The sequence below is a fragment of the Mesorhizobium sp. P2_F7 genome (assembly GCF_056403695.1).
Genome location: NZ_JBFUFA010000002.1, coordinates 854578 through 873117 on the forward strand (window position 1 = coordinate 854578; position 18540 = coordinate 873117).

Consider the following 18540-nt stretch of genomic DNA (forward strand, 5'->3'; position numbering starts at 1 on the left):
CCCCTCAAGGGGGGAGATTGGCTGTCGCGTTCGGTTTCGCCAGTCTCCTGCGTCACAGAATGGGCGGGACATAAGAGCTGCTAATCTCCCCCCTTGAGGGGGAGATGGCCGGCAGGCCAGAGGGGGGTGACCTGGCGCCATCGTCACACCTGCAAAATCGAGGAAACAAGCAATTGCGTGTAGGGCGCGCGCGGGTCGTCGAGGACACGGTCGGTGAGACCGCTTTCGACGACGCGGCCGTCCTTCATCACCATCATGCGCTGTGACAGAAGCCGGGCCACGGCGAGGTCATGGGTGACGACGATCGCCGCGAGGCCGAGATCGGTGACCAGGCAGCGCAAGAGGTCGAGCAGGCGCGCCTGCACCGAGACGTCGAGGCCGCCGGTCGGCTCGTCCATGAATACCAGCCGTGGGCCGGTGACGAGGTTGCGGGCGATCTGCAGGCGTTGGCGCATGCCGCCGGAAAAGGTGCGCGGTTCGTCGTCGATGCGGTCCTCGTCGATCTCGACGCGCGACAGCCAGTCGACGGCAGTGGCGCGGATCTTGCCGTAGTGGCGGTCGCCGACCGCCATCAGCCGTTCGCCGACATTGGCGCCGGCCGACACCGTCATGCGCAGGCCGTCGGCAGGGTTCTGGTGGACGAAGCCCCAATCGGTGCGCATCAGGAAGCGGCGCTCGGCTTCGCTCATGCGGTAGAGCTCGCGGAACTGGCCGTCGCGCATGCGGTAGCTGGCGGTGCCGGAAGAGGGCAGCAGCCGCGTCGACAGGCAGTTGAGCAGCGTCGTCTTGCCGGAGCCGGATTCGCCGACGACAGCCAGGACTTCACCCGGCCAGAGGTCGAACGTGACATTCTCGCAGCCGACGCGCGAGCCGTAGAATTTGGACAATTCCGATACGCGCAGCAGCGGTTCGTCGGTCATTCTGCGGGCTCCATGGCTTCTGGGGCAAGGTGGCCGCGATGGCCGTCGGCGCGCCGCTTCTCGCAATGGTCGGTGTCGGAGCAGACGAACATGTGGCCGCCATGATCGTCGAGGATGACCTCGTCGAGATAGACGTTCTCGGCGGCGCACAGCGCGCAAGGCTGGTCGAAGGTCTGGACCTCGAACGGATGATCCTCGAAGTCGAGGCTGACGACATCGGTGAAGGGCGGCACGGCGTAGATGCGCTTTTCGCGCCCGGCGCCGAACAGCTGCAGCGCCGGCGAGCGATGCATTTTCGGATTGTCGAATTTCGGCGTCGGCGAGGGGTCCATGACGTAGCGGCCTTCGACCTTGACCGGATAGGCGTAGGTGGTGGCGATGCGGCCGTGCTTTGCGATGTCCTCGTAGAGCTTCACATGCATGAGGCCGTATTCCTCCAGCGCGTGCATCTTGCGGGTCTCGGTCTCGCGCGGCTCGAGGAAGCGCAGCGGCTCGGGGATCGGCACCTGATAGACCAGAACCTGGCCGGCGCTGAGAGGATGTTCGGGGATGCGGTGGCGGGTCTGGATGATCGTGGCGCTGGCGGTATCGGTGGTGACAGCGACATTGGCGACCTTCTTGAAGAAGGCACGGATCGAGACCGCATTGGTGGTGTCGTCGGCGCCCTGGTCGATGACCTTCAGCACATCATCCGGACCGATGATCGAGGCGGTCACCTGCACACCGCCGGTGCCCCAGCCATAGGGCATCGGCATTTCGCGCGAGGCGAAGGGAACCTGATAGCCGGGGATGGCGATGCCCTTGAGGATCGCCCGGCGGATCATCCTTTTGGTCTGCTCGTCGAGATAAGCGAAGTTGTAGGTGGCGATGTCGGTCATGGCGATCAGGCCTGCCTTGTGCTATCGAATTGGTGTCCAGGACGCTGAAACAGGGGCGAAGTCGGATGACCCAGACCGGTTGGATACATCTTGGAATTCTGCTGCTGGCGTTCGTCGGCGTGGTCGCTTTTCTTCTTCGAAGAATGGTTCTGCCTGCGCCAAAGGAAGGCGCGCACGGCGAGACGGTTGGCGGCGCCACCGGTGGTTACGGCAGCGGCTACAGCGGAGGGCATGGTGGCCATTCGCACGACAGCGGCGGTGGTCACGGTGGGGTGGGCGACTAGCCTCATTCCGCGGCCTCCTTCTTTTCTTCCGCCACGTCGGCATTTTCGCGCGCGTCGTATTCGGCGCGCATGCGGCGCACGAGGTCGAGTTCGGCCTGGAAGTCGACATAGTGCGGCAGCTTCAAATGCTCGACGAAGCCGGTCGCCTGAACATTGTCGGAGTGCGAGATGACGAACTCCTCGTCCTGCGCGGCAGCGACGACATCCTCGCCGAGTTCCCTGGCGCGCAGCGCGCGATCGCACAGCGCCATGGCCATTGCCTTGCGCTCGCTCTGGCCGAAGACCAGGCCATAGCCACGCGTAAATTGCGGCGGTGCCTTGGCCGAGCCCTTGAACTGGTTGACCATCTGGCACTCGGTGACGCGGACCTTGCCGAGCGGCACCGCGAAGGGCAGTTCCGGCACGTCGAGTTCCAGCTCGACCTCGCCGATGCGGACCTCGCCGACAAAGGGGTGGTTGCGGGCATAGCCGCGCTGGGTGGAGTAGCCGAGCGCCAGCAGGAAACCTTCGTCGCCGCGTGACAGCGCCTGCAGGCGGATGTCGCGCGCCATCGGAAATTCCAGCGGTTCGCGGGTGATGTCGCCGGGGACATGGTCCTGCGGCATCTCGCCGTCCGGCTCGATCAGGCCTTCGCGGGCGAGGATCGCCGAGACGCGCGGCATCGCCTCCGCCTCGCCGGCGCGCTGCAACGGTTCGGCGACATCGGCGCCGGCGGCGAGTTCCGGGTCGAGCAGGCGGTGGGTGTAGTCGAAGGTCGGACCGAGCAGCTGGCCGCCGGGCAGGTCCTTATAGGTCGCCGACACGCGCCGCTCGACCAGCATCGCGCCGGTGTCGATCGGATTGCTGTAGCCGAAGCGCGGCAGCGTGGTGCGGTAGGCGCGCACCAGGAAGATCGCCTCGATCATGTCGCCGCGCGCCTGGACAATGGCGAGCGCCGCCAGTTCGCGGTCATAGAGCGAGCCTTCGCTCATCACCCGGTCGACGCCGAGCGCCAACTGTTCGACGATCTGGTCGAGGCGCAGTGCCGGCACCGAGCGGTCGCCGCGCCGGCGGTCGGCAAGCAGGCTGTGGGCATTGGCAATTGCGGCTTCGCCGCCTTTTACCGCGACGTACATTTTACGCCTCCATCGTCTTGATGCGCGTCGTGCGCGGCAGGCAGGCAATGCCGCCGGGGGCCGCCAGGATGATGTCGATGCCGCGCGGAAAACGCTGGCTGTTCTGCTTCCACTGTTCGACGAAATGACGCGGCATCTGCGCCGGCGCGATGGTCGCGCTGGTTTCGATCCCGGGGCCTTCAAGCAGCAGCGGCGCGCCGGAGGTCAGATCGCTCACCCGCAGGATCAGTGTCGTCGAACGGTCGGGATAATCCTGTGTGCCCTGCGAAAAGCCGTCGAGGGCCGCCATCTCCGCCGGGTTGGCGATCAGGGCGAAATGCGCGTCGGCCGGCGTGTTGGCAAGCGGCGCGCCGGCGTGGAAGCCGAGCCAGGCTTTCACCGCGGCCGACGTCTGCAAAGCAGGGTCGAGCCAGAGCGGGGTGTCGTGGTCGCAGAGCGAGAGCGCAATGGCGCCTGCGGTGGCCGACAGTGGTGCCGGGGGGCGGGCGAAGGCCGGCAAAGGCTGCACGCTGCCCGGTCGTGCCATGGCGTCCATGACGGCGCGGAAGACGGTCTGGGCGTTGAACACCGGATCGGCGAAGCCGCCGTCGATCGATTGGGCTGCGATGTCCATCAGTCTTCTCCGCGCACCATAGTGAAGAAATCCACTTTCGTTGCCGCCGTCTCGGCGCGGCGCTTTTCGCGCGCTTCACCTTGGGCAGCGCGCAATGGCGCGACCAGCGCGGTCTCGACCGACTGGCGCTGCGCGGGGTCCTGCCAGAGCGCGTCGGCGATGGCCGCCAGCTTCGCCTTCTTCCGATCGCGGCCGAGCATGTAGCTGTGGCCGACCTGTCCGGAGGGCAGCCGAACGGTGGCGCGGGTGACCGTGGCTTCGCCGACATTGAAGGGCGCGCCGCCGCCGCCGATACGGCCGCGTACGGTCACCAGGCCGGTTTCCGGCCCGCGCAAAAGCTCGGCTTCCGAGGTCATGCCGGCCTCGTTCCAGAGCCGGGCGATGTCGTCGCCGCTTGCCTGCGCCAGCGTTGCCATGACGGCTTTGCGCTCGGCCTGGTCGCGGGCTTCCTGTCCTCGCATGCGGCTACTCCCTGAATGCGTAAAATTTGTCTAGTGATATAGACAACTATACAAGTTATACCTATTATCTAAACCGTGTCCATGACGGGTGGATGACATGGGTGTGATCGGGGGCAAAAATGGCCGGGCAACAGATGGCGAGCAGCATCGAGCGGCGCAGCGGCGTCTCGCTGTGGCGGCAGATCGCCGACCAGATCCTGCACTCGATCGCTGCCGGCGATTTTGCCGAGAATGCTGCGCTACCGCCCGAGGTGGTGCTGGCTGAGCGCTACGGCGTCAACCGCCACACGGTGCGCAGCGCCATATCGGCGCTGGTACAGGAAGGCGTGCTGCGGGCCGAACAGGGGCGCGGTACCTTCGTGTTGTCGCGCAAGCGGCTATCCTACCCGATCGGCGCCCGCACGCGGTTTTCGACGGGCCTGCAAGGGCAGACATCGGAACGTCATATCGTGCTGCTCACATCAGCGGTCGAGCCGGCTAGCCAGCATGTCGCCGAGGGCCTCGACCTTGCCAGGGGCACTGAAGTGATCCGGTTGGAGACGCGCGGCGAAGCCGATGGACGGCCGGTGTCGCGCGCTGCCAGCTGGTACGAGGCAAAGCGTTTCGCCGCCATCGATGCCGTGATGGCGGAGACCGGTTCTATCACCGCCTCGCTCCGACGTTTCGGCGTGGAAGATTATCTCAGGCAATCGACGGTGCTGTCGGCACGCCATGCCGATGCCGCCGACCTTGCCGACCTCAATCTCCAGCCGGGAGCGATCGTGCTGGTCGCGGTCGCCGTCAACGTCACGCCGGATGGCCGGCCGATCCAGTTTTCCGAAACGCGGTTTCCTGCGGAGCGGGTGGAACTGAAGCTTTCGGCGCTTTAGGAGTGACGGCCTTATACGAGACTCATACTGATGTCAGACCAAGTTTGGTCACGCTCGTTTTTCAGCGGCTTGACGTTTGAGGACCGCCTTCCCCCACTCCGTCTCGGCTTCGCCGAGCCACCTCTCCCCCCCTCCGGAGCAGGGCAATCGCATATGGACTCTTTCGAGGAATCGAACGGCGAACAAATCGGAATCGCGTCGAGAACAAACGTCGCGAGATTCCATCTTTGTTCCGCATATGCGATTCCCCTGCCCTCCGGAGGGAGAGGAAGGGAGCCCGCCTTGCCAAGCTCGCCCTTCCTCTACCCCGTCGATCGGGGGAGAGGTGGTCTGCGAAGCAGACCGGAGTGGGGGTCGACCTGGGCGGGCCGTCATCAGTTCGGGCCATGTTATGATCCCACCTCGATGACCGCCTTGATCAGGCCGGATTTCTCGTGCGCCCAGCGGGCGAGATCGTGCGGCGTGGCGGCTAGCGTGGTGCGGTGGGTGACGAGCTTGGCCAATGGCACGGCGCCGTTGCGGATGGAGGCGGCGACGTGGTCGAAGTCGGCCTTGAGTGCGTTGCGGCTGCCGACCAGGGTCATCTCGCGCTTGTGGAATTCCGGATCGGAAAAGACGATGTCGTCCTTGACGACGCTGACCAGCACCAGCGTGCCGCCATGCGCGACATGGGCGAAGGCAGATTGCACCGATTGGGTGTTGCCGGTGGCATCGAAGACGACATCAAAACCTTCGCCGCCGGTAGCATCGCGCACCAGCTCGGCTGCCGCTTTTTGCGAGCCGTCTAGCGTAGCGAAGCCGAGTTCGCTTTTGGCAAAGTCGAGCCGCTCCGAACTCATGTCGAGCAGGCTGACATCGAGCCCGGCGATGCGGGCAAACAGGGCGGCGCCAAGGCCGATCGGCCCGGCGCCGATGACCAGCGTGCGGGCGCCTGGTTCAGCGCGGGCGCGGCGCACGGCATGGGCGCCGATAGCGAGGAATTCGACAGCCGCGGCGTCGGCCAGCGACAGGCCGTTTGCCGGGTAAAGATTTTCGGCCGGCACCAGGATCTGCTCGGCCATGGCGCCGTCGCGGTGGACGCCGAGCACCTCGATCCGCACGCAGCAATTGGGCTTACCATGCCGGCAGGCGATGCATTTGCCGCAAGCGAGATAGGGGTTGATGATGACGGGCTCGCCGACGGAGAGGTCGACGCCTTCGCCGGTCTCGACGACAGTCCCCGACACCTCATGGCCCATGATGCGGGGGTAGGCGAGGAACGGATGTTTGCCCTCGAAGATATGATAGTCGGTGCCGCAGATGCCGACATGGCTGACGGCAACCAGCGCCCAGCCGGCAGGCGGTGCGCCCGGTGCGGCGCGGTCTTCCAGGACAAGGTCGCCGGGCGAGCGGCAGATGACGGCTTTCATTCAGCAATACCAGTTTTCAAAAAAGGCGCCGGTCCGTTGAGCGGACCGGCGAAGACAGTCAGGGAGGATTATTTGCCGCGGCGGCGCAAGCCGTCGAAGTAGACGATGACGATGATCAGCACGCCGGTGATGATGCGCTGCCAGAAGGCGTTGACGTTCAAGAGATTGGCGCCGTTGTTGATGGTGGCGAGAATGAAGGCGCCGAGCAGCGGACCATGCACCGAGCCGACGGCGCCGAACAGCGAGGTGCCGCCGATCACCGAAGAGGCGATCGCCTGCAGCTCCCAGCCCTCAGCCTGGGTCGGATTGCCGATGCCGATGCGCGACGCCAAGAGCACGCCGACGAAGGCGGCGCACAGGCCAGACAGCGTGTAGGCCATGTAGATGGTGCGCTGGACATTGACCCCGGACAGACGCGAGGCCTCGGCGTTGGATCCCACCGAGAAGAGATAACGGCCCCAGCGGCTGTGGTGCAGGAAGATGTAGGCCGGTATGCCGACCAGGATCACCATCCAGAACAGATTGGGGACGCCGATGAAGGAGTTGCGCGAAAATTCCTGGAAGGCGTCGTTGTTGATCGAGATCGAGTTGCCATTGGTCATCAGCAGGCCGATGCCGCGCAACGAGGTCAGCGTCGCCAGCGTGATGATGAAGGGCGGCAGGCCCATCTTGACGATGCCGAAGCCGTGGAACAGGCCGATGGCAACGCCGACCAGCAGCGTAAGCAGGATGGCGATAAAGACCGGCACGCCGGCATTGATCAGCATGGCGGCGATGACGGTGGCGAAGCCGACCACGGCGCCGACCGACAGGTCGATGCCGCCGGTGATGATGACGAAGGTCTGGCCGACCGCCAGGATGGCGATCATCGAGCCCTGGCGCAAAAGGTTGGAGATGTTGTTGCCCGAGGCGAAGCTCTGCGTCGCCAGCGACAGGATGACCCACAACAGAACCAGCAGCGCCAGCAGCGTCAGCCCGAATAGGGCGTTGTAATTGCGTTTCGGTCTTTCGGCAGGGGCTGCTTCGGTGCTCATGTCTGTCCTCCCAGCTTTTCTTGTTTCTCGGCGAGCGCCTGTGTGAGAATTTCCTCGTGATCGGCGGTGCGGAAGCCATGCGTGGCGACCAGCTTGCCGCGCCGGAAGACGTGCAGCGTGTCGGCCAGTTCGTAGACTTCCGGAAGGTAGGACGAGATCAGGATGATGCCGGCGCCTTTCGACAAAAGCGCGCCGAACAGGCGGTAGATCTCGGCCTTGGTGCCGACATCGACGCCGACCGTCGGTTCATCGAAGATGAACAGCTTGGCGCCATGCGCCAGCCATTTGCCGATGACGATCTTCTGCTGGTTGCCGCCGGACAGGCTGGAGGCGAGCGCGCCGCGCGTCGGCGTCTTGATCCTGAGGTCGGCGATCTGGCGATCGGCTTCCGCCTTCTCCTTGGCGCCGGAGATCAGCATGTTGTTGGAAATGCGCTTGTAGATCGGCAGATTGAGGTTGAGGCCGACCGGCAGGTTCAGGCACAGGCCCTGGTCGCGGCGGCTTTCCGGCGCCAGCGCCATGCCGAGTTTGATGGCGTCGTGCTCGGAGTTGATCAGCACCGGCTTGCCTTGCCACAGGATCTGGCCGGCCGACTTCTTGTGGCGGCCATAGAGGGTGGTGACGAACTCGCTGCGGCCGGCGCCGATCAGGCCGTAGAGGCCGACGATCTCGCCCGCGCGGACACTCATCGAAACGTTCTCGAAGCCTTTGCCGGAGAGATTCTTCGTTTCGACGATGGTCGCACCCGGCGTGAAATGCTCCTTGTGATAAACCTGCTCGATCGAGCGGTTGATCATCAGCTTGACCAGTTCGGCGTCGTTGGTCTCGGCAATGTTGCGGGTGCCGACCAGCGTGCCGTCGCGCAACACCGAAACGCGGTCGGCGAGCTCGAAAACTTCTTCCATGCGATGGCTGATGTAGATGATGGTGACGCCTTCGCCCTTCAGCCGGCGGATCAGCGTGAACAGCTGGTCGGCTTCCTTGCGGGTGAGGTAAGCGGTCGGCTCGTCGAAGATCAGGAATTTGGTGCCGCGCACGGTGGCTCGCGCCGCGGCGATCAATTGCTGCTGGCCGATGGTGAGGTCGCCCAGCGTGACATGCGCCGGCAGGTCGAAGCCGAGACCGTCGATGATCTTCTGCGCTTCCCTGACCATGGCGCGCTGCTGCAGGATGCCGAAGCGCGAATTCTCCTCGCCGAGGAACATGTTGGCGGCGACGGTGAGATGGCGGCAGAGTACGACTTCCTGGTGCACGGCATTGATGCCGAGCGCCATCGCCTCGTGCGGTGTGGCAAGTGCCGCCGGTTTGCCTTCCCAGATGACATCGCCGGAGGTGCGCGGCATGACGCCGGTCAGAAGCTTGATGAGGGTGGATTTGCCGGCGCCGTTCTCGCCGACTATGGCGTGGATCTCGCCCGCCTTGAAGGCAAGGTGGACCGGCTTCAGCGCATGTGTGCCGGGATAACGCTTTTCCAGCCCGTGCAGTTCGAGGATCGTCCTGCCAGGCTCAAGCGTGGGGGCGGGGTGCAGGTCTTGCGCCGTCGACGTCATGACAATCCTCCCAGATTGGTCTTACGAATGGGCACGCAGCGATGCTGTCGGATTGCATCGAAGGCATTCGGCCGGCTTCTGTCTCTTTGTTTTTACGCAATTCCGGACGGAAAACCGCAGACACTTTTCCTGGAATTGCCCCATGGGCCGGTGAGGGGTGTTTCCGGGGCAACGAGGCCCCGGAAACGATGCGCTTGTGGAAAGGCTTAGTCGAGCTTCGGATTGAGCAGCGCGTCGATCTTCGGCTCTTTCATGTTGGCCTTGGTGACCAGGTTGGCGCCGGTGTCGACATTGGCTTCGACCTTCTCGCCCTTGGACGCCGCGAGCGCGGTCTTGATGCCGTCATAGCCCATCCGGTACGGGTCCTGGACGACGAGGCCGGAGATGACGCCGTCGTTGAGGAACTTGATCAGCTTCTCGTCGCTGTCGAAACCGATCAGGCCGACCTTGCCGGCAAGGTTGTTCTCGGCGATCGCCTGGCCAACGCCCTGCGCCATGATCAGGTTGGAGGCGAAGATGCCTTTCAGGTCCGGATTGGCGGTGATCAGGTCGGTGGCGATGTTGAGGCCGGTGGTGGCCTGGCCGTCGGCATATTTGTCGGCGATCAGTTCCAGGCCGGGATATTTGGCCTTGAGCTGTTCCTTAAAACCCTGCGCGCGCTGTTCGAGCGAGCCGGCGCCGGGAAGTGCTGTGATCAGCGCAACCTTGCCCTCGACCTTACCGCCATTGGCTTCGCCGATGGCTGCGGCAAGACCGTCAGCGGCGACGCGGCCGCCCTGGACGTTGTCGGTGGTCAGGAACGAGGTGAAGGCCTTGGAGTCGGCGCCGGAGTCGATTCCGATGACCTTGACCTTGCTGGCTGCTTCATCGATCGGCTTGCCGAGCGCCTTGAATTCGGTCGGCGAGATGACGACGGCGGCCGGGTTGCCGGCAACGGCGTTCTCGAGGATCGAAATCTGGCCGTTGACGTCGGTTTCAGCCTGGGCGCCGAGTTCCGGCACGTTGACGCCGAGATCCTTGCCGGCCTTGCGGGCGCCGGCCAGAACGATCTGCCAATAGAAGGACGTGGTGTCCTTGACGATGATCGGAATGGTCACATCCGCGGCCGAAGCCGGCGCCGTGTGCAGTGCGCCGGCAAGCATCGAGGCGGCTGCAAGCGCAACGAGTGAGCGGCGGTTGAGAATGCTGGTCACGAATTTCATTAGGAATCCTCCCTAGATCGCCCGGTGAAGGTTACGGAAGCTCTGTTCGGATAGGCGCGGCCCAAACAGAACTTTATCAATAAAAAACAGTTGCCGCTTTTTGATAGTGCATCGGTCCAGCCGACGCAAGCGGTGTTTCATATCGGCCTGCGCATGGCTCGGCGGAGAAGCCTCCTTGCCGATCCTCAATGCCACGTCCAGACGCTCCCGATCCTCCTTGATCGCCATGGAATATTAATTCCATCATCGAGTCAATATGGAATGTTCATTCTTTCTTGAGAATCGCGTGATCGTCGTCAGCCGAGTTCCTGAACGACGGTGTAAGGAGCATATTTGGCGAATTCCGATTGCGGCACCTTGATGTCGAACAGGTCGAGATTGCGTGTCAGATTGGCGGCCTTGGCCGTTCCGGTCAGCACGCTGGCCACGACCGGCTCGTGCAGCGGAAATTGCAACGCGGCCGCCGCCAGCGGATAGCTGCCCTCGGTGGCGATTGTCTCCATCGCGCCGACACGCTCGAGTATGTCATGCGTCGCCGGCATATAGTCGAAATGCGCGCCGTGCACAGGGCCAGTCGCCAGGATGCCGGAATTGAAGACGCCGCCGATGATCAGCGAGGTCTGCCGCTGCCGGCAGAGCGGCAAAAGCTCGGCCTCGGCCGAGCGGTCGAGCAGCGAATAGCGGCTGGCAAGCAGGATGCAGTCGAGCGGGGCTTCGCGCAGCACGTCGAGGCAGATTTGCACCTCGTTGACGCCGAGCCCATAGGCGGAAATGACGCCGGACGATTTCAGCTCCTCCAGCGCCTTCAGACCGCCATCCATCAGCTGGCGGAAATGCAGCTTCGTCTTCTGGACGCCATGCGTGTAGGTGCCGATGTCGTGGACAAACAGGATGTCTATCCGGTTTAGCCCGAGCCGCGCGTAGGAGAACTCGACCGAGCGCATGATACCGTCATAGGAATAATCGTAGTCGAGCGCGAAAGGCAGCGGGTCGACATAGGAATGATCGGGAACCTGATCTTCCGATACGGGACGGAACAGGCGCCCGACCTTGGTCGACAGCACGTAGGAATCCCGCGGCTTGTAGCGCAGGAAATCGCCGGTCCGCCGTTCCGACAGGCCGAAGCCATAGAAGGGCGCGGTGTCGAAATAGCGCAGGCCGGCCTCCCAGGCCGTCTGCAGCGTCTCCATCGCCGCCTCGCGCGGACAGGCCCGGTAGAGGCCGCCGATTGCGGCTCCGCCGAAGCTTATCTCGGTGACCTCGAGCGCAGTCGTGCCGATGCGGCGTTTGTCCATCCAAAGCCTCCCCTTGCGGGCTATCTTGCCGCCCGTAGTTTTTTGTCAGTGTTTTACAGCGTCGCGCCGAGGTGCCACGGCACGAACTCGTTGTCGCCGTAGCCGAACGCTTCGCTCTTGGTCTTGCGGCCCGACGCCGTCTCGACGATCAGTTCGAACAGCTCGCGGCCCATGCCGGCAATGGTCTTTTCGCCCGAAGCGATGACGCCGCAGTTGACGTCCATGTCCTCTTCCATCTGGTGGTACATGGTCGAGTTGGTGGCGACCTTGATCGACGGCGTTGGCCGGCAGCCGAAGCAGGAGCCGCGGCCGGTGGTGAAGACGATGATGTTGGCGCCGCCCGCCACCTGGCCGGTGGCCGAGACCGGGTCGTAGCCGGGCGTGTCCATGAATACCAGGCCGCTGCCGGTGACCTTCTCGGCATAGCCGAAGACGCCGTTGAGCGGCGTCTGGCCGCCCTTGGCAACGGCGCCCAGCGACTTCTCCAGAATGGTGGTCAGGCCGCCGCGCTTGTTGCCGGGCGAAGGGTTGTTGTCGATCGAGGCGCCGTGCTTGGCGACATGGTCTTCCCACCACTTGACGAAACCGTCGAGCTTCTTGGCGATCTCCGGGGTCGCCGCGCGATAGGCGAGCAGATGCTCGGCGCCATAAATCTCCGTCGTCTCGGACAGAATGCCGATGCCGCCGACGCCGGCCAGGATATCGACGGCAGCGCCCAGCGCCGGATTGGCCGTTATGCCCGACATGCCGTCGGAGCCGCCGCATTGCAGGCCGACGACAATCTCTGAGACCGGGATCGGCTCACGCTGCAATGTGCCGACTTCCTCGGCGATTTCGGCGAGCACGCCCATCGCCTTTTCCACCGATTTGCGCGAGCCGCCGGCGTCCTGGATGTTGAAGTGGCGTTTGCCCGCCGCCGCACCCTTCTGGCCGTAAAGGGTGAGTTGATTGACCTCGCAGCCAAGGCCAACCATCAGCACGCCGCCGAAATTCGGATGGCGGGTGTAGCCGGCCAATGTGCGGTGCAGCACCATCATGCCGTCGCCGGTGCCGCTCATGCCGCACCCCTGGCCGTGGACGATCGGCACGAAGCCATCGATCCCGGGATATTTCGGCAACAGTACGCGGTTGGCCTCGTCGGCAATGGCGTGGCAGACGGTGGCCGAACAATTGACGCTGGCAATGATGCCGATGAAGTTGCGGGTGCCGGCGCGCCCATCGGCGCGGCGGTAGCCCATGAAGGTGCGGGCGCGATCGGCTTCCGTCGCGTGCTCGGCCTCGCTCGGCGGCACCACCGGCAGGCGGCCTGATTCGAAAACCAGATTGTGCGAATGGACGTGGTCGCCGGGCGCGATGTCCTGCGTTGCGCGGCCGATCGCCTGGGCATACTTGACCACCGCCTCGCCGGCGGCGATAGGCTTGATCGCCACCTTGTGGCCGGGCTCGATCAAGGCCGTGGCGACGGCGCCGCCGGGCAGGGCGGTGCCGATCTCGATGCGGCCATTGGCGACCGCGACATTGTCGGCGGGGGACAGAAGAATGCTGTTCGAGGCGTTCACGGGCAGTTTCCTGGGTCTGTTTCCTGGGGGGATGCGCGGATTGACACGCGTCTGTTTCCATATAATGTCTTTTATCGGGAAAAAACATTTGTGCGTCAATTGTTTTTTCGGGAGGAGACCATGCATCCGATGGACGCGTGGGTTGTAGGAGCCGCGTCTGACACGCAAAGCGTTTTGCTTTGCCGGGTCATGCGCTAGGAAACATCTGTGATATCGCGCTTCAAGCCAGCCACAGCAAGCGCCGGCGCGCAACGGGGCAGGGATGTCGAAGAGCAACAATGTCTACAAGGATGCTTACAACAGGGGTTTGCGGCTGCTCGATGAAACGCAGAGCTTGCCGTCCGAGCCAGAGTTGGGCACCCTGCTCGGCGTTAGCCGCACCACAGTGCGCACGATTCTGGCACGCATGGAAGAGACCGGGCTGATCGCCTGGAACAAGCGCAGCAAGACCGTGCTCAGGGCGCCGAAGCCGGACGATTTCTTCCCCGAGGAGGAGACCGACACGCTGGCCCAGATCATCGAGCGCTCGTTCATGCGAAGGTTGCTCGCCGGTGGCGCCGAGGCCGGCATGCAGATCAACGAACTAGAACTGGCGCGCGAGATCGGCGTCGGCACTACCAGCGTGCGCGAATTCCTGATCCGATTCTCGCGCTTCGGCCTGATCGAGAAGCGGCGCAACAGCCACTGGGTGCTGAAGGGTTTTACGCGCGCCTTCGCGCTTGAGCTGACCGAAATCCGCGAGATGTTCGAGATACGCTCGGCGGCGGCCTTTGCCGCCTTGCCGCAGGACAGTCCGGTCTGGGCCGACCTCGACCGGCTGGAGGACGAGCACCGGCTGCTGGCCAGCGAGATTGCCACCCGCTTCAACGAATTCTCCGAGCTCGACGAGCGCTTCCACAGGCTGATCCACCGGGCGTCGCACAACCGCTTCATCGTCGACTTCTACGACGTCATCGCCATGATCTTCCATTACCACTACCAGTGGAACAAGGCGCAGGAGCGCGAGCGCAACGAAGTCGCGGTGGGCGAGCATCTCGCCTATATCGCAGCGCTGAAATCGCGCGATCTCGGCAAGGTCGATGCCGCCTGCCGCAAGCATCTGAAGTCGGCGCGCAATACGCTGCTGACCTCGATCCCGGAGATAGGCGTCCGCCCGGCTCCCTGACGGCATTGCACGCGCGACATCGAACGCGCCGCGTTGCCGCAGCGATGATTTGGCGATTTTCGGGCTGCCTGCCGCGTGCTAGACATCTGTCGTTGCTGCGTGAAGAGGCAGGTCTTTGAATATCCGGCGTAAGAGATGGAGCATGACGGCCGCGTTTGTCGCGGCCTGTGTGTTGCTGCTCCAGTCGACGCTCGGCGCCTTTGCTTTCGGCACGGCGCCGGATGCCTCGCAGCTCGACGCCTTTGGCAACGTCATCTGCACCCATGAGGGAGCGGTCCAGCTTCCCGGAGGCGATCCGCACCAGCAGCATATGCCGGCATGCTGCATGCTTGGCTGCAGCATGGCCTCGGTTGCCTATGCGCCGCCGCCTGGTGCCGGCCTGGTCCAGGTCAACCTGTCCTTCGAGACTGTCGCCTTCGTGCTTGCCTCTGTCAGGCATCCCGATGTAACGCGCGAACGGTCTCCAGCCAATCCGCGCGCGCCGCCGCTTACGGCCTGAAACTGCGGCATCTCGCGTAACCTGCGCGAGCGCCAATCATCCAATCACCGACATCGTTCGCGACCGGCAACGGCGTGACCTCATATTCATGGAGCTTCCCCATGTCCCGTTTTCTTCGTGCCGCCGCATTGCGCCGCAGCGCGTCTTTGTTCCGCACATTCGAGCAGCGTCTCGGCAGCGCCGTCTTCGCCTTCGCCCTGTTGTTCGTAGGCGCCCATTCCGCTCTTGCACATGAGTTCAAGGCTGGCGACATCGAGATCGAGCATCCCTGGTCGCGCGCGACGCCGGCCGGCGCCAAGGTCGCCGGCGGCTACTTCACCATCGTCAACAAGGGCAGCGCGCCGGACCGGCTGCTGTCGATTGCCTCCGACATTTCGGGCAAGGCCGAACTGCATGAAATGGGGGTGAAGGACGGCGTCATGACCATGCGCCCGGTCGAGGGCGGCCTGGAAATCCCGGCGGGTGGCAAGGTCATCCTGGGCCCCGGCGCTTACCACATAATGTTCATGGATTTGAAGCAGCCGCCCAAGGAAGGCCAGATGTTTGCCGCCACGCTGACCTTCGAGAAGGCCGGAGTGGTGACCGTCGAGTTCGCCGTGCAGGCCATTGGCAGCGCGCCGCCGCAGGAAGACAACGACTGACCAATTATTGCCAACCGATTTTCGAGAGGGACCATCATGAACAAGTATCTTTTGCCCGCCGCTGCATGTCTCGTCCTGTGGACAAGTGCCGCCTTCGCCCATATCACGCTTGAAACGCAGGAAGCGCCGGTCGGCTCGACCTACAAGGCCGTGCTGCGTGTGCCGCATGGCTGCGACGGCAAGGCGACGATTGCCGTGCGCGTGCAGATCCCGGAAGGGGTGATCGCGGTGAAGCCGATGCCCAAGCCCGGCTGGACGCTGCAGGTCAAGAAAGGCAAGTACGAGAAATCCTACCAGCTCTATGGCGAGGCGGTGACGTCGGGCGTCAAGGAAGTCGACTGGAGCGGCGGCAGCCTGCCGGACGAATTCTACGACGAGTTCGTCTTCCGCGGCACGCTGGCCGCCGATCTGCCGGCCGGCCAGAAGATCTATTTTCCGGTGGTGCAGGAATGCGATGGCGCCACCACGCGTTGGATAGAGATTCCGGCGGCCGGCCAGGATGAGGATGCGCTGGAAGATCCGGCGCCCGGCCTCAACCTGCTGCCGAAGAAGTGATGCATTGGTGGCGCGCTGCTTCGAAGCAGCGCGCCGCTGTTTTGGTGGGTGGCATGCGCGTGAGCTATTTCCGGCTGATAGAACGAACCACTGGCAGGTGCCTCGGCCTGCTGGCCGCGATCGTGCTGCTCGCCGTCCTCGTCATGCCAAACCAGGCCCTTGCCCATGCGGCGTTGGTCAAGGCCGAGCCGCCCGATGGCGCGGTTCTGGCGCAAGCGCCGAGCCAATTTTCGTTGACCTTCAGCGAGCCGGTGTCACCGCTGGTGCTGACCCTGGTGCGGCCTGACGGCACGCCTGTCGCGCTGACCTCGTTTCGGCTCAACGACGAGATGGTCGAGATCGACAATCCGCAGAAGCTCGGGCCGGGTACACATGTCTTGAGCTGGCGGGTGATTTCCGCCGACGGCCATCCGGTCGGCGGCTCGGTGCTGTTTTCCGTCGGCGCGCCAAGCCAGGCGCCGGCGGTGGCGGAAGCCGTCGACATGGATTTGCGGTCGGCGATCTGGACCGGTAAGGTTCTTCTCTACATCGGGCTTTTCCTCGGCGTCGGCGGCGCCTTCGCGCTGACATGGCTCGCAGGCGTGCGATCGGGCCAGCGTTTCGTCATTGCCGCCATTCTGTGCGGCCTGGTCGCAGTACCCCTGTCGCTCGGGTTCCAGGGGCTGGATGCGCTGGGGGCGCCACTTGCCCGGCTGGCGCAACCGGTGGTCTGGCGGACCGGGCTCGGCACCAGTTTTGGATGGACGGTGATAATCGCTCTGGCGGCGCTCGGGCTTGGCCTGTTGTCTCTGGTCGGGCCGCGCGCCGTTGCCAGGCCGCTGGCGCTCGCCGGACTGGCCGGTGTTGGCGCGGCCCTTGCCGCCAGCGGCCACGCCAGTGCGGCAGAGCCGCAATGGCTGACGCGGCCGATGGTGTTCCTGCACGGCGCCGGTATCGCCTTCTGGGCCGGAGCGCTGCTGCCGCTCGGCCTGGCGCTGAACAGCCAATCGGCGGAAGCCGGCGCGTTTCTGCGGCGATTTTCACGCACGATCATGCCTGTGGTGGCGACGCTTGCCGCGGCGGGCATCGTGCTCGCCATCATCCAGGTGCAGACACCGGCGGCACTCATCAACGCCGCCTATGGCCGGTTGCTGCTGATCAAGCTCGCGCTGCTGGTGTTTCTGTTCACGCTGGCAGCGGTCAATCGCTGGCGGCTCACCGCCTTGGCCGAGGCCGGAGCGACGGAAGTGCGGCGCCGGCTCAGCCGCTCGATCGCAGTCGAGATGCTGATCGTACTCCTGATCTTCGGCGTTGCCGCCGGCTGGCGCTTCACGCCGCCGCCACGGGCGCTGGCGATCGCCGCGGCGCAACCGACATCGACCCACATCCACACGCTGAAGGCGATGGCCGACATCGACATCACGCCCGGCCACACCGGGGAGGTCACCGCCTCAATCGTCATCATGGATGGCGATTTCGGCCCGCTCGACGCGAAGGAAGTCACGCTGGTGCTGTCCAAGCCCGATTCCGGCATCGAGTCGATCAAGCGTCCGGCGACCAAACCCGGCGACGGCACCTGGCGCGTCGACAATCTCGTCATCCCGGTACCCGGCCGCTGGACGGCGCGGCTCGATATTCTGGTTTCGGATTTCGAGGTGGTAAAGATCGAGGCGCCTATCGATATTCGCGCCGACTAATACACCAAATGGCTATGTTTTCGTTTTTCGCATAAGCTGCTGGTCGCCTAGTGCGGTTCATTTTACTAATGCGTTGAGATGTTCGGGATCGGGTGATGCTGCTGACGGAGCGCCTTTCTTGGCAAGAAGCAATTGAATCAGCGGCCGTATCAACCCGATTTATAGGGAAAGTATGTTGCGGTCTTCTGGTCTTTTTTCTTGTCTGCGGATGCGATCTCACAGGTAAAACAAGCTTGATGCAGCCGAGTTTGACCCGTGAGCAGCGCCTGAAGTTTGCCCGAGACTCCTACTACAAAGAGCAATGTAAAAAGCAATGGGCGGTACTTTGGCCCTTGGCGCGAGAGGGCGATGGCGAAGCCCTGTCGGAGCTTGCCTCTGAGCCTGGGCTCAGGATGCCGGCCACGGATTCGGATATGAAAGTCGATCCGGGAGATAAGGCAGCTGCCAATGTGCTTGTCATGACGATCTACGGCGTGGCGGCGTCAAAACACCCTGGCGACAAGCGCAATCTCAACCATATCTTTGACCCGGCTCTATGGAACAAGGGCGACGTAACGGTTGTATCCATGCGTTCAGGCTCGATCGGCTATCGATCAATCAAGCCTCCCCCTCCGGTCTCAATGACAAAGCTGAAAAATTGCCTCTCTCAGGCAAATTCGCCCGCTGCCGGCGATAAATGCGTCGCTCAAGCCATCGAATTGGGGCTCATTCCAAGCTTTTCCGAATACAGCAAAGCTATGGACGCAGTCCTGGCCACGTACCGCCCGGAGAGCTGCATTCCTCGTCCCTGGTAAGAGGATACCCGACGCCGCTCT

At 63.8% G+C, this 18540-nt stretch carries 20 protein-coding genes; 8 read left to right on the forward strand and 12 right to left on the reverse strand.

The genetic code is table 11. The features are described 5' to 3' along the window. Positions 1-143: 143 nt before the first annotated feature. Positions 144-920, reverse strand: a complete 777-nt coding sequence (gene phnK, locus AC1DZ8_RS09560) for a phosphonate C-P lyase system protein PhnK (protein ID WP_477309802.1) — start codon at positions 918-920, stop codon at positions 144-146. Next, on the reverse strand, positions 917-1798 hold the full coding sequence (locus AC1DZ8_RS09565) for an alpha-D-ribose 1-methylphosphonate 5-phosphate C-P-lyase PhnJ (protein WP_477309803.1): 882 nt from the start codon (positions 1796-1798) through the stop codon (positions 917-919). The genes phnK and AC1DZ8_RS09565 overlap by 4 nt, the downstream gene beginning before the upstream one ends. A gap of 65 nt (positions 1799-1863) precedes the next feature. On the opposite strand from AC1DZ8_RS09565, the gene AC1DZ8_RS09570 reads away from it, so the two are divergent. Then, positions 1864-2082 carry a hypothetical protein gene (locus tag AC1DZ8_RS09570; RefSeq protein WP_477309804.1) on the forward strand — a complete coding sequence of 73 codons (219 nt, stop codon included), beginning with the start codon at positions 1864-1866 and terminating at the stop codon, positions 2080-2082. 2 nt (positions 2083-2084) lie between these two features. On the opposite strand, the gene AC1DZ8_RS09575 is transcribed toward AC1DZ8_RS09570, so the two are convergent. The 3 genes from AC1DZ8_RS09575 to phnG are packed head-to-tail and all read right to left on the reverse strand — an operon-like array spanning position 2085 to position 4271. Beyond that, positions 2085-3197 (reverse strand): carbon-phosphorus lyase complex subunit, encoded by a 1113-nt coding sequence (locus AC1DZ8_RS09575; RefSeq protein WP_477309805.1) that lies wholly within the window; start codon positions 3195-3197, stop codon positions 2085-2087. Between the two features lies 1 nt (position 3198). Further along, positions 3199-3810 carry a phosphonate C-P lyase system protein PhnH gene (phnH, locus tag AC1DZ8_RS09580; RefSeq protein ID WP_477309806.1) on the reverse strand — a complete coding sequence of 204 codons (612 nt, stop codon included), beginning with the start codon at positions 3808-3810 and terminating at the stop codon, positions 3199-3201. Continuing rightward, on the reverse strand, positions 3810-4271 hold the full coding sequence (gene phnG, locus AC1DZ8_RS09585; protein ID WP_477309807.1) for a phosphonate C-P lyase system protein PhnG: 462 nt from the start codon (positions 4269-4271) through the stop codon (positions 3810-3812). Before phnG ends, phnH begins: the two co-directional genes overlap by 1 nt. 119 nt (positions 4272-4390) lie before the next feature. On the opposite strand from phnG, the gene phnF reads away from it, so the two are divergent. After that, on the forward strand, positions 4391-5140 hold the full coding sequence (gene phnF, locus AC1DZ8_RS09590; RefSeq protein ID WP_477309808.1) for a phosphonate metabolism transcriptional regulator PhnF: 750 nt from the start codon (positions 4391-4393) through the stop codon (positions 5138-5140). Positions 5141-5529: 389 nt separating this feature from the next. Here the strand turns inward: phnF and AC1DZ8_RS09595 are convergent, their stop codons facing one another. The 7 genes from AC1DZ8_RS09595 to AC1DZ8_RS09625 all read right to left on the reverse strand — a co-directional run bounded on the left by AC1DZ8_RS09595 (position 5530) and on the right by AC1DZ8_RS09625 (position 13189). Then, positions 5530-6549: a zinc-binding alcohol dehydrogenase family protein gene (locus AC1DZ8_RS09595; protein ID WP_477309809.1), complete on the reverse strand. Its 1020-nt coding sequence runs from the start codon at positions 6547-6549 to the stop codon at positions 5530-5532. Between the two features lie 68 nt (positions 6550-6617). Continuing rightward, a complete protein-coding gene (locus AC1DZ8_RS09600; protein ID WP_477309810.1) occupies positions 6618-7583 on the reverse strand; it encodes an ABC transporter permease in 966 nt (321 codons plus the stop codon). Further along, positions 7580-9133 (reverse strand): sugar ABC transporter ATP-binding protein, encoded by a 1554-nt coding sequence (locus tag AC1DZ8_RS09605; RefSeq protein WP_477309811.1) that lies wholly within the window; start codon positions 9131-9133, stop codon positions 7580-7582. The genes AC1DZ8_RS09600 and AC1DZ8_RS09605 overlap by 4 nt, the downstream gene beginning before the upstream one ends. Positions 9134-9339: 206 nt before the next feature. After that, positions 9340-10335: a substrate-binding domain-containing protein gene (locus tag AC1DZ8_RS09610; protein WP_477287580.1), complete on the reverse strand. Its 996-nt coding sequence runs from the start codon at positions 10333-10335 to the stop codon at positions 9340-9342. Between the two features lie 12 nt (positions 10336-10347). After that, a complete protein-coding gene (locus AC1DZ8_RS09615; protein WP_477309812.1) occupies positions 10348-10563 on the reverse strand; it encodes a hypothetical protein in 216 nt (71 codons plus the stop codon). Between the two features lie 68 nt (positions 10564-10631). After that, positions 10632-11630 (reverse strand): aldo/keto reductase, encoded by a 999-nt coding sequence (locus AC1DZ8_RS09620; RefSeq protein ID WP_477400767.1) that lies wholly within the window; start codon positions 11628-11630, stop codon positions 10632-10634. A gap of 53 nt (positions 11631-11683) precedes the next feature. Next, positions 11684-13189 (reverse strand): UxaA family hydrolase, encoded by a 1506-nt coding sequence (locus tag AC1DZ8_RS09625; RefSeq protein ID WP_477309814.1) that lies wholly within the window; start codon positions 13187-13189, stop codon positions 11684-11686. 262 nt (positions 13190-13451) lie between these two features. On the opposite strand from AC1DZ8_RS09625, the gene AC1DZ8_RS09630 reads away from it, so the two are divergent. The 6 genes from AC1DZ8_RS09630 (at position 13452) to AC1DZ8_RS09655 (ending at position 18519) form a co-directional block, all read left to right on the forward strand. Next, positions 13452-14354 carry a GntR family transcriptional regulator gene (locus AC1DZ8_RS09630; protein WP_477309815.1) on the forward strand — a complete coding sequence of 301 codons (903 nt, stop codon included), beginning with the start codon at positions 13452-13454 and terminating at the stop codon, positions 14352-14354. 142 nt (positions 14355-14496) lie between these two features. Then, positions 14497-14853 (forward strand): DUF2946 family protein, encoded by a 357-nt coding sequence (locus tag AC1DZ8_RS09635; RefSeq protein ID WP_477309816.1) that lies wholly within the window; start codon positions 14497-14499, stop codon positions 14851-14853. A 101-nt stretch (positions 14854-14954) separates the two neighbouring features. Beyond that, entirely contained in the window at positions 14955-15494 is a 540-nt protein-coding gene (locus tag AC1DZ8_RS09640) for a copper chaperone PCu(A)C (RefSeq protein WP_477309817.1), read from the forward strand. A 36-nt stretch (positions 15495-15530) separates the two neighbouring features. Continuing rightward, positions 15531-16049 carry a YcnI family copper-binding membrane protein gene (locus AC1DZ8_RS09645; protein WP_477400770.1) on the forward strand — a complete coding sequence of 173 codons (519 nt, stop codon included), beginning with the start codon at positions 15531-15533 and terminating at the stop codon, positions 16047-16049. A gap of 53 nt (positions 16050-16102) precedes the next feature. Then, positions 16103-17725 (forward strand): copper resistance CopC/CopD family protein, encoded by a 1623-nt coding sequence (locus tag AC1DZ8_RS09650; protein WP_477400772.1) that lies wholly within the window; start codon positions 16103-16105, stop codon positions 17723-17725. 95 nt (positions 17726-17820) lie between these two features. Further along, complete coding sequence (locus AC1DZ8_RS09655; protein WP_477309819.1) at positions 17821-18519, forward strand: hypothetical protein; 699 nt, start codon at positions 17821-17823, stop codon at positions 18517-18519. The last annotated feature ends 21 nt before the right edge of the window (positions 18520-18540 follow it).

Excerpts from the sequence above, each read along its gene's own strand:
- AC1DZ8_RS09610 (WP_477287580.1), bottom strand. The coding sequence starts at position 10,335 with ATGAAATTCGTGACCAGCATTCTCAACCGCCGCTCACTCGTTGCGCTT.
- AC1DZ8_RS09605 (WP_477309811.1), bottom strand. The coding sequence starts at position 9,133 with ATGACGTCGACGGCGCAAGACCTGCACCCCGCCCCCACGCTTGAGCCT.
- AC1DZ8_RS09600 (WP_477309810.1), bottom strand. The coding sequence starts at position 7,583 with ATGAGCACCGAAGCAGCCCCTGCCGAAAGACCGAAACGCAATTACAAC.
- phnH (WP_477309806.1), bottom strand. The coding sequence starts at position 3,810 with ATGGACATCGCAGCCCAATCGATCGACGGCGGCTTCGCCGATCCGGTG.
- AC1DZ8_RS09570 (WP_477309804.1), top strand. The coding sequence starts at position 1,864 with ATGACCCAGACCGGTTGGATACATCTTGGAATTCTGCTGCTGGCGTTC.
- AC1DZ8_RS09595 (WP_477309809.1), bottom strand. The coding sequence starts at position 6,549 with ATGAAAGCCGTCATCTGCCGCTCGCCCGGCGACCTTGTCCTGGAAGAC.
- AC1DZ8_RS09640 (WP_477309817.1), top strand. The coding sequence starts at position 14,955 with ATGTCCCGTTTTCTTCGTGCCGCCGCATTGCGCCGCAGCGCGTCTTTG.
- AC1DZ8_RS09615 (WP_477309812.1), bottom strand. The coding sequence starts at position 10,563 with ATGGCGATCAAGGAGGATCGGGAGCGTCTGGACGTGGCATTGAGGATC.
- phnF (WP_477309808.1), top strand. The coding sequence starts at position 4,391 with ATGGCCGGGCAACAGATGGCGAGCAGCATCGAGCGGCGCAGCGGCGTC.
- AC1DZ8_RS09575 (WP_477309805.1), bottom strand. The coding sequence starts at position 3,197 with ATGTACGTCGCGGTAAAAGGCGGCGAAGCCGCAATTGCCAATGCCCAC.
- phnK (WP_477309802.1), bottom strand. The coding sequence starts at position 920 with ATGACCGACGAACCGCTGCTGCGCGTATCGGAATTGTCCAAATTCTAC.
- AC1DZ8_RS09655 (WP_477309819.1), top strand. The coding sequence starts at position 17,821 with ATGCTGCTGACGGAGCGCCTTTCTTGGCAAGAAGCAATTGAATCAGCG.
- AC1DZ8_RS09645 (WP_477400770.1), top strand. The coding sequence starts at position 15,531 with ATGAACAAGTATCTTTTGCCCGCCGCTGCATGTCTCGTCCTGTGGACA.
- AC1DZ8_RS09650 (WP_477400772.1), top strand. The coding sequence starts at position 16,103 with ATGCGCGTGAGCTATTTCCGGCTGATAGAACGAACCACTGGCAGGTGC.
- AC1DZ8_RS09620 (WP_477400767.1), bottom strand. The coding sequence starts at position 11,630 with ATGGACAAACGCCGCATCGGCACGACTGCGCTCGAGGTCACCGAGATA.
- AC1DZ8_RS09630 (WP_477309815.1), top strand. The coding sequence starts at position 13,452 with ATGTCGAAGAGCAACAATGTCTACAAGGATGCTTACAACAGGGGTTTG.
- AC1DZ8_RS09565 (WP_477309803.1), bottom strand. The coding sequence starts at position 1,798 with ATGACCGACATCGCCACCTACAACTTCGCTTATCTCGACGAGCAGACC.
- phnG (WP_477309807.1), bottom strand. The coding sequence starts at position 4,271 with ATGCGAGGACAGGAAGCCCGCGACCAGGCCGAGCGCAAAGCCGTCATG.
- AC1DZ8_RS09635 (WP_477309816.1), top strand. The coding sequence starts at position 14,497 with ATGACGGCCGCGTTTGTCGCGGCCTGTGTGTTGCTGCTCCAGTCGACG.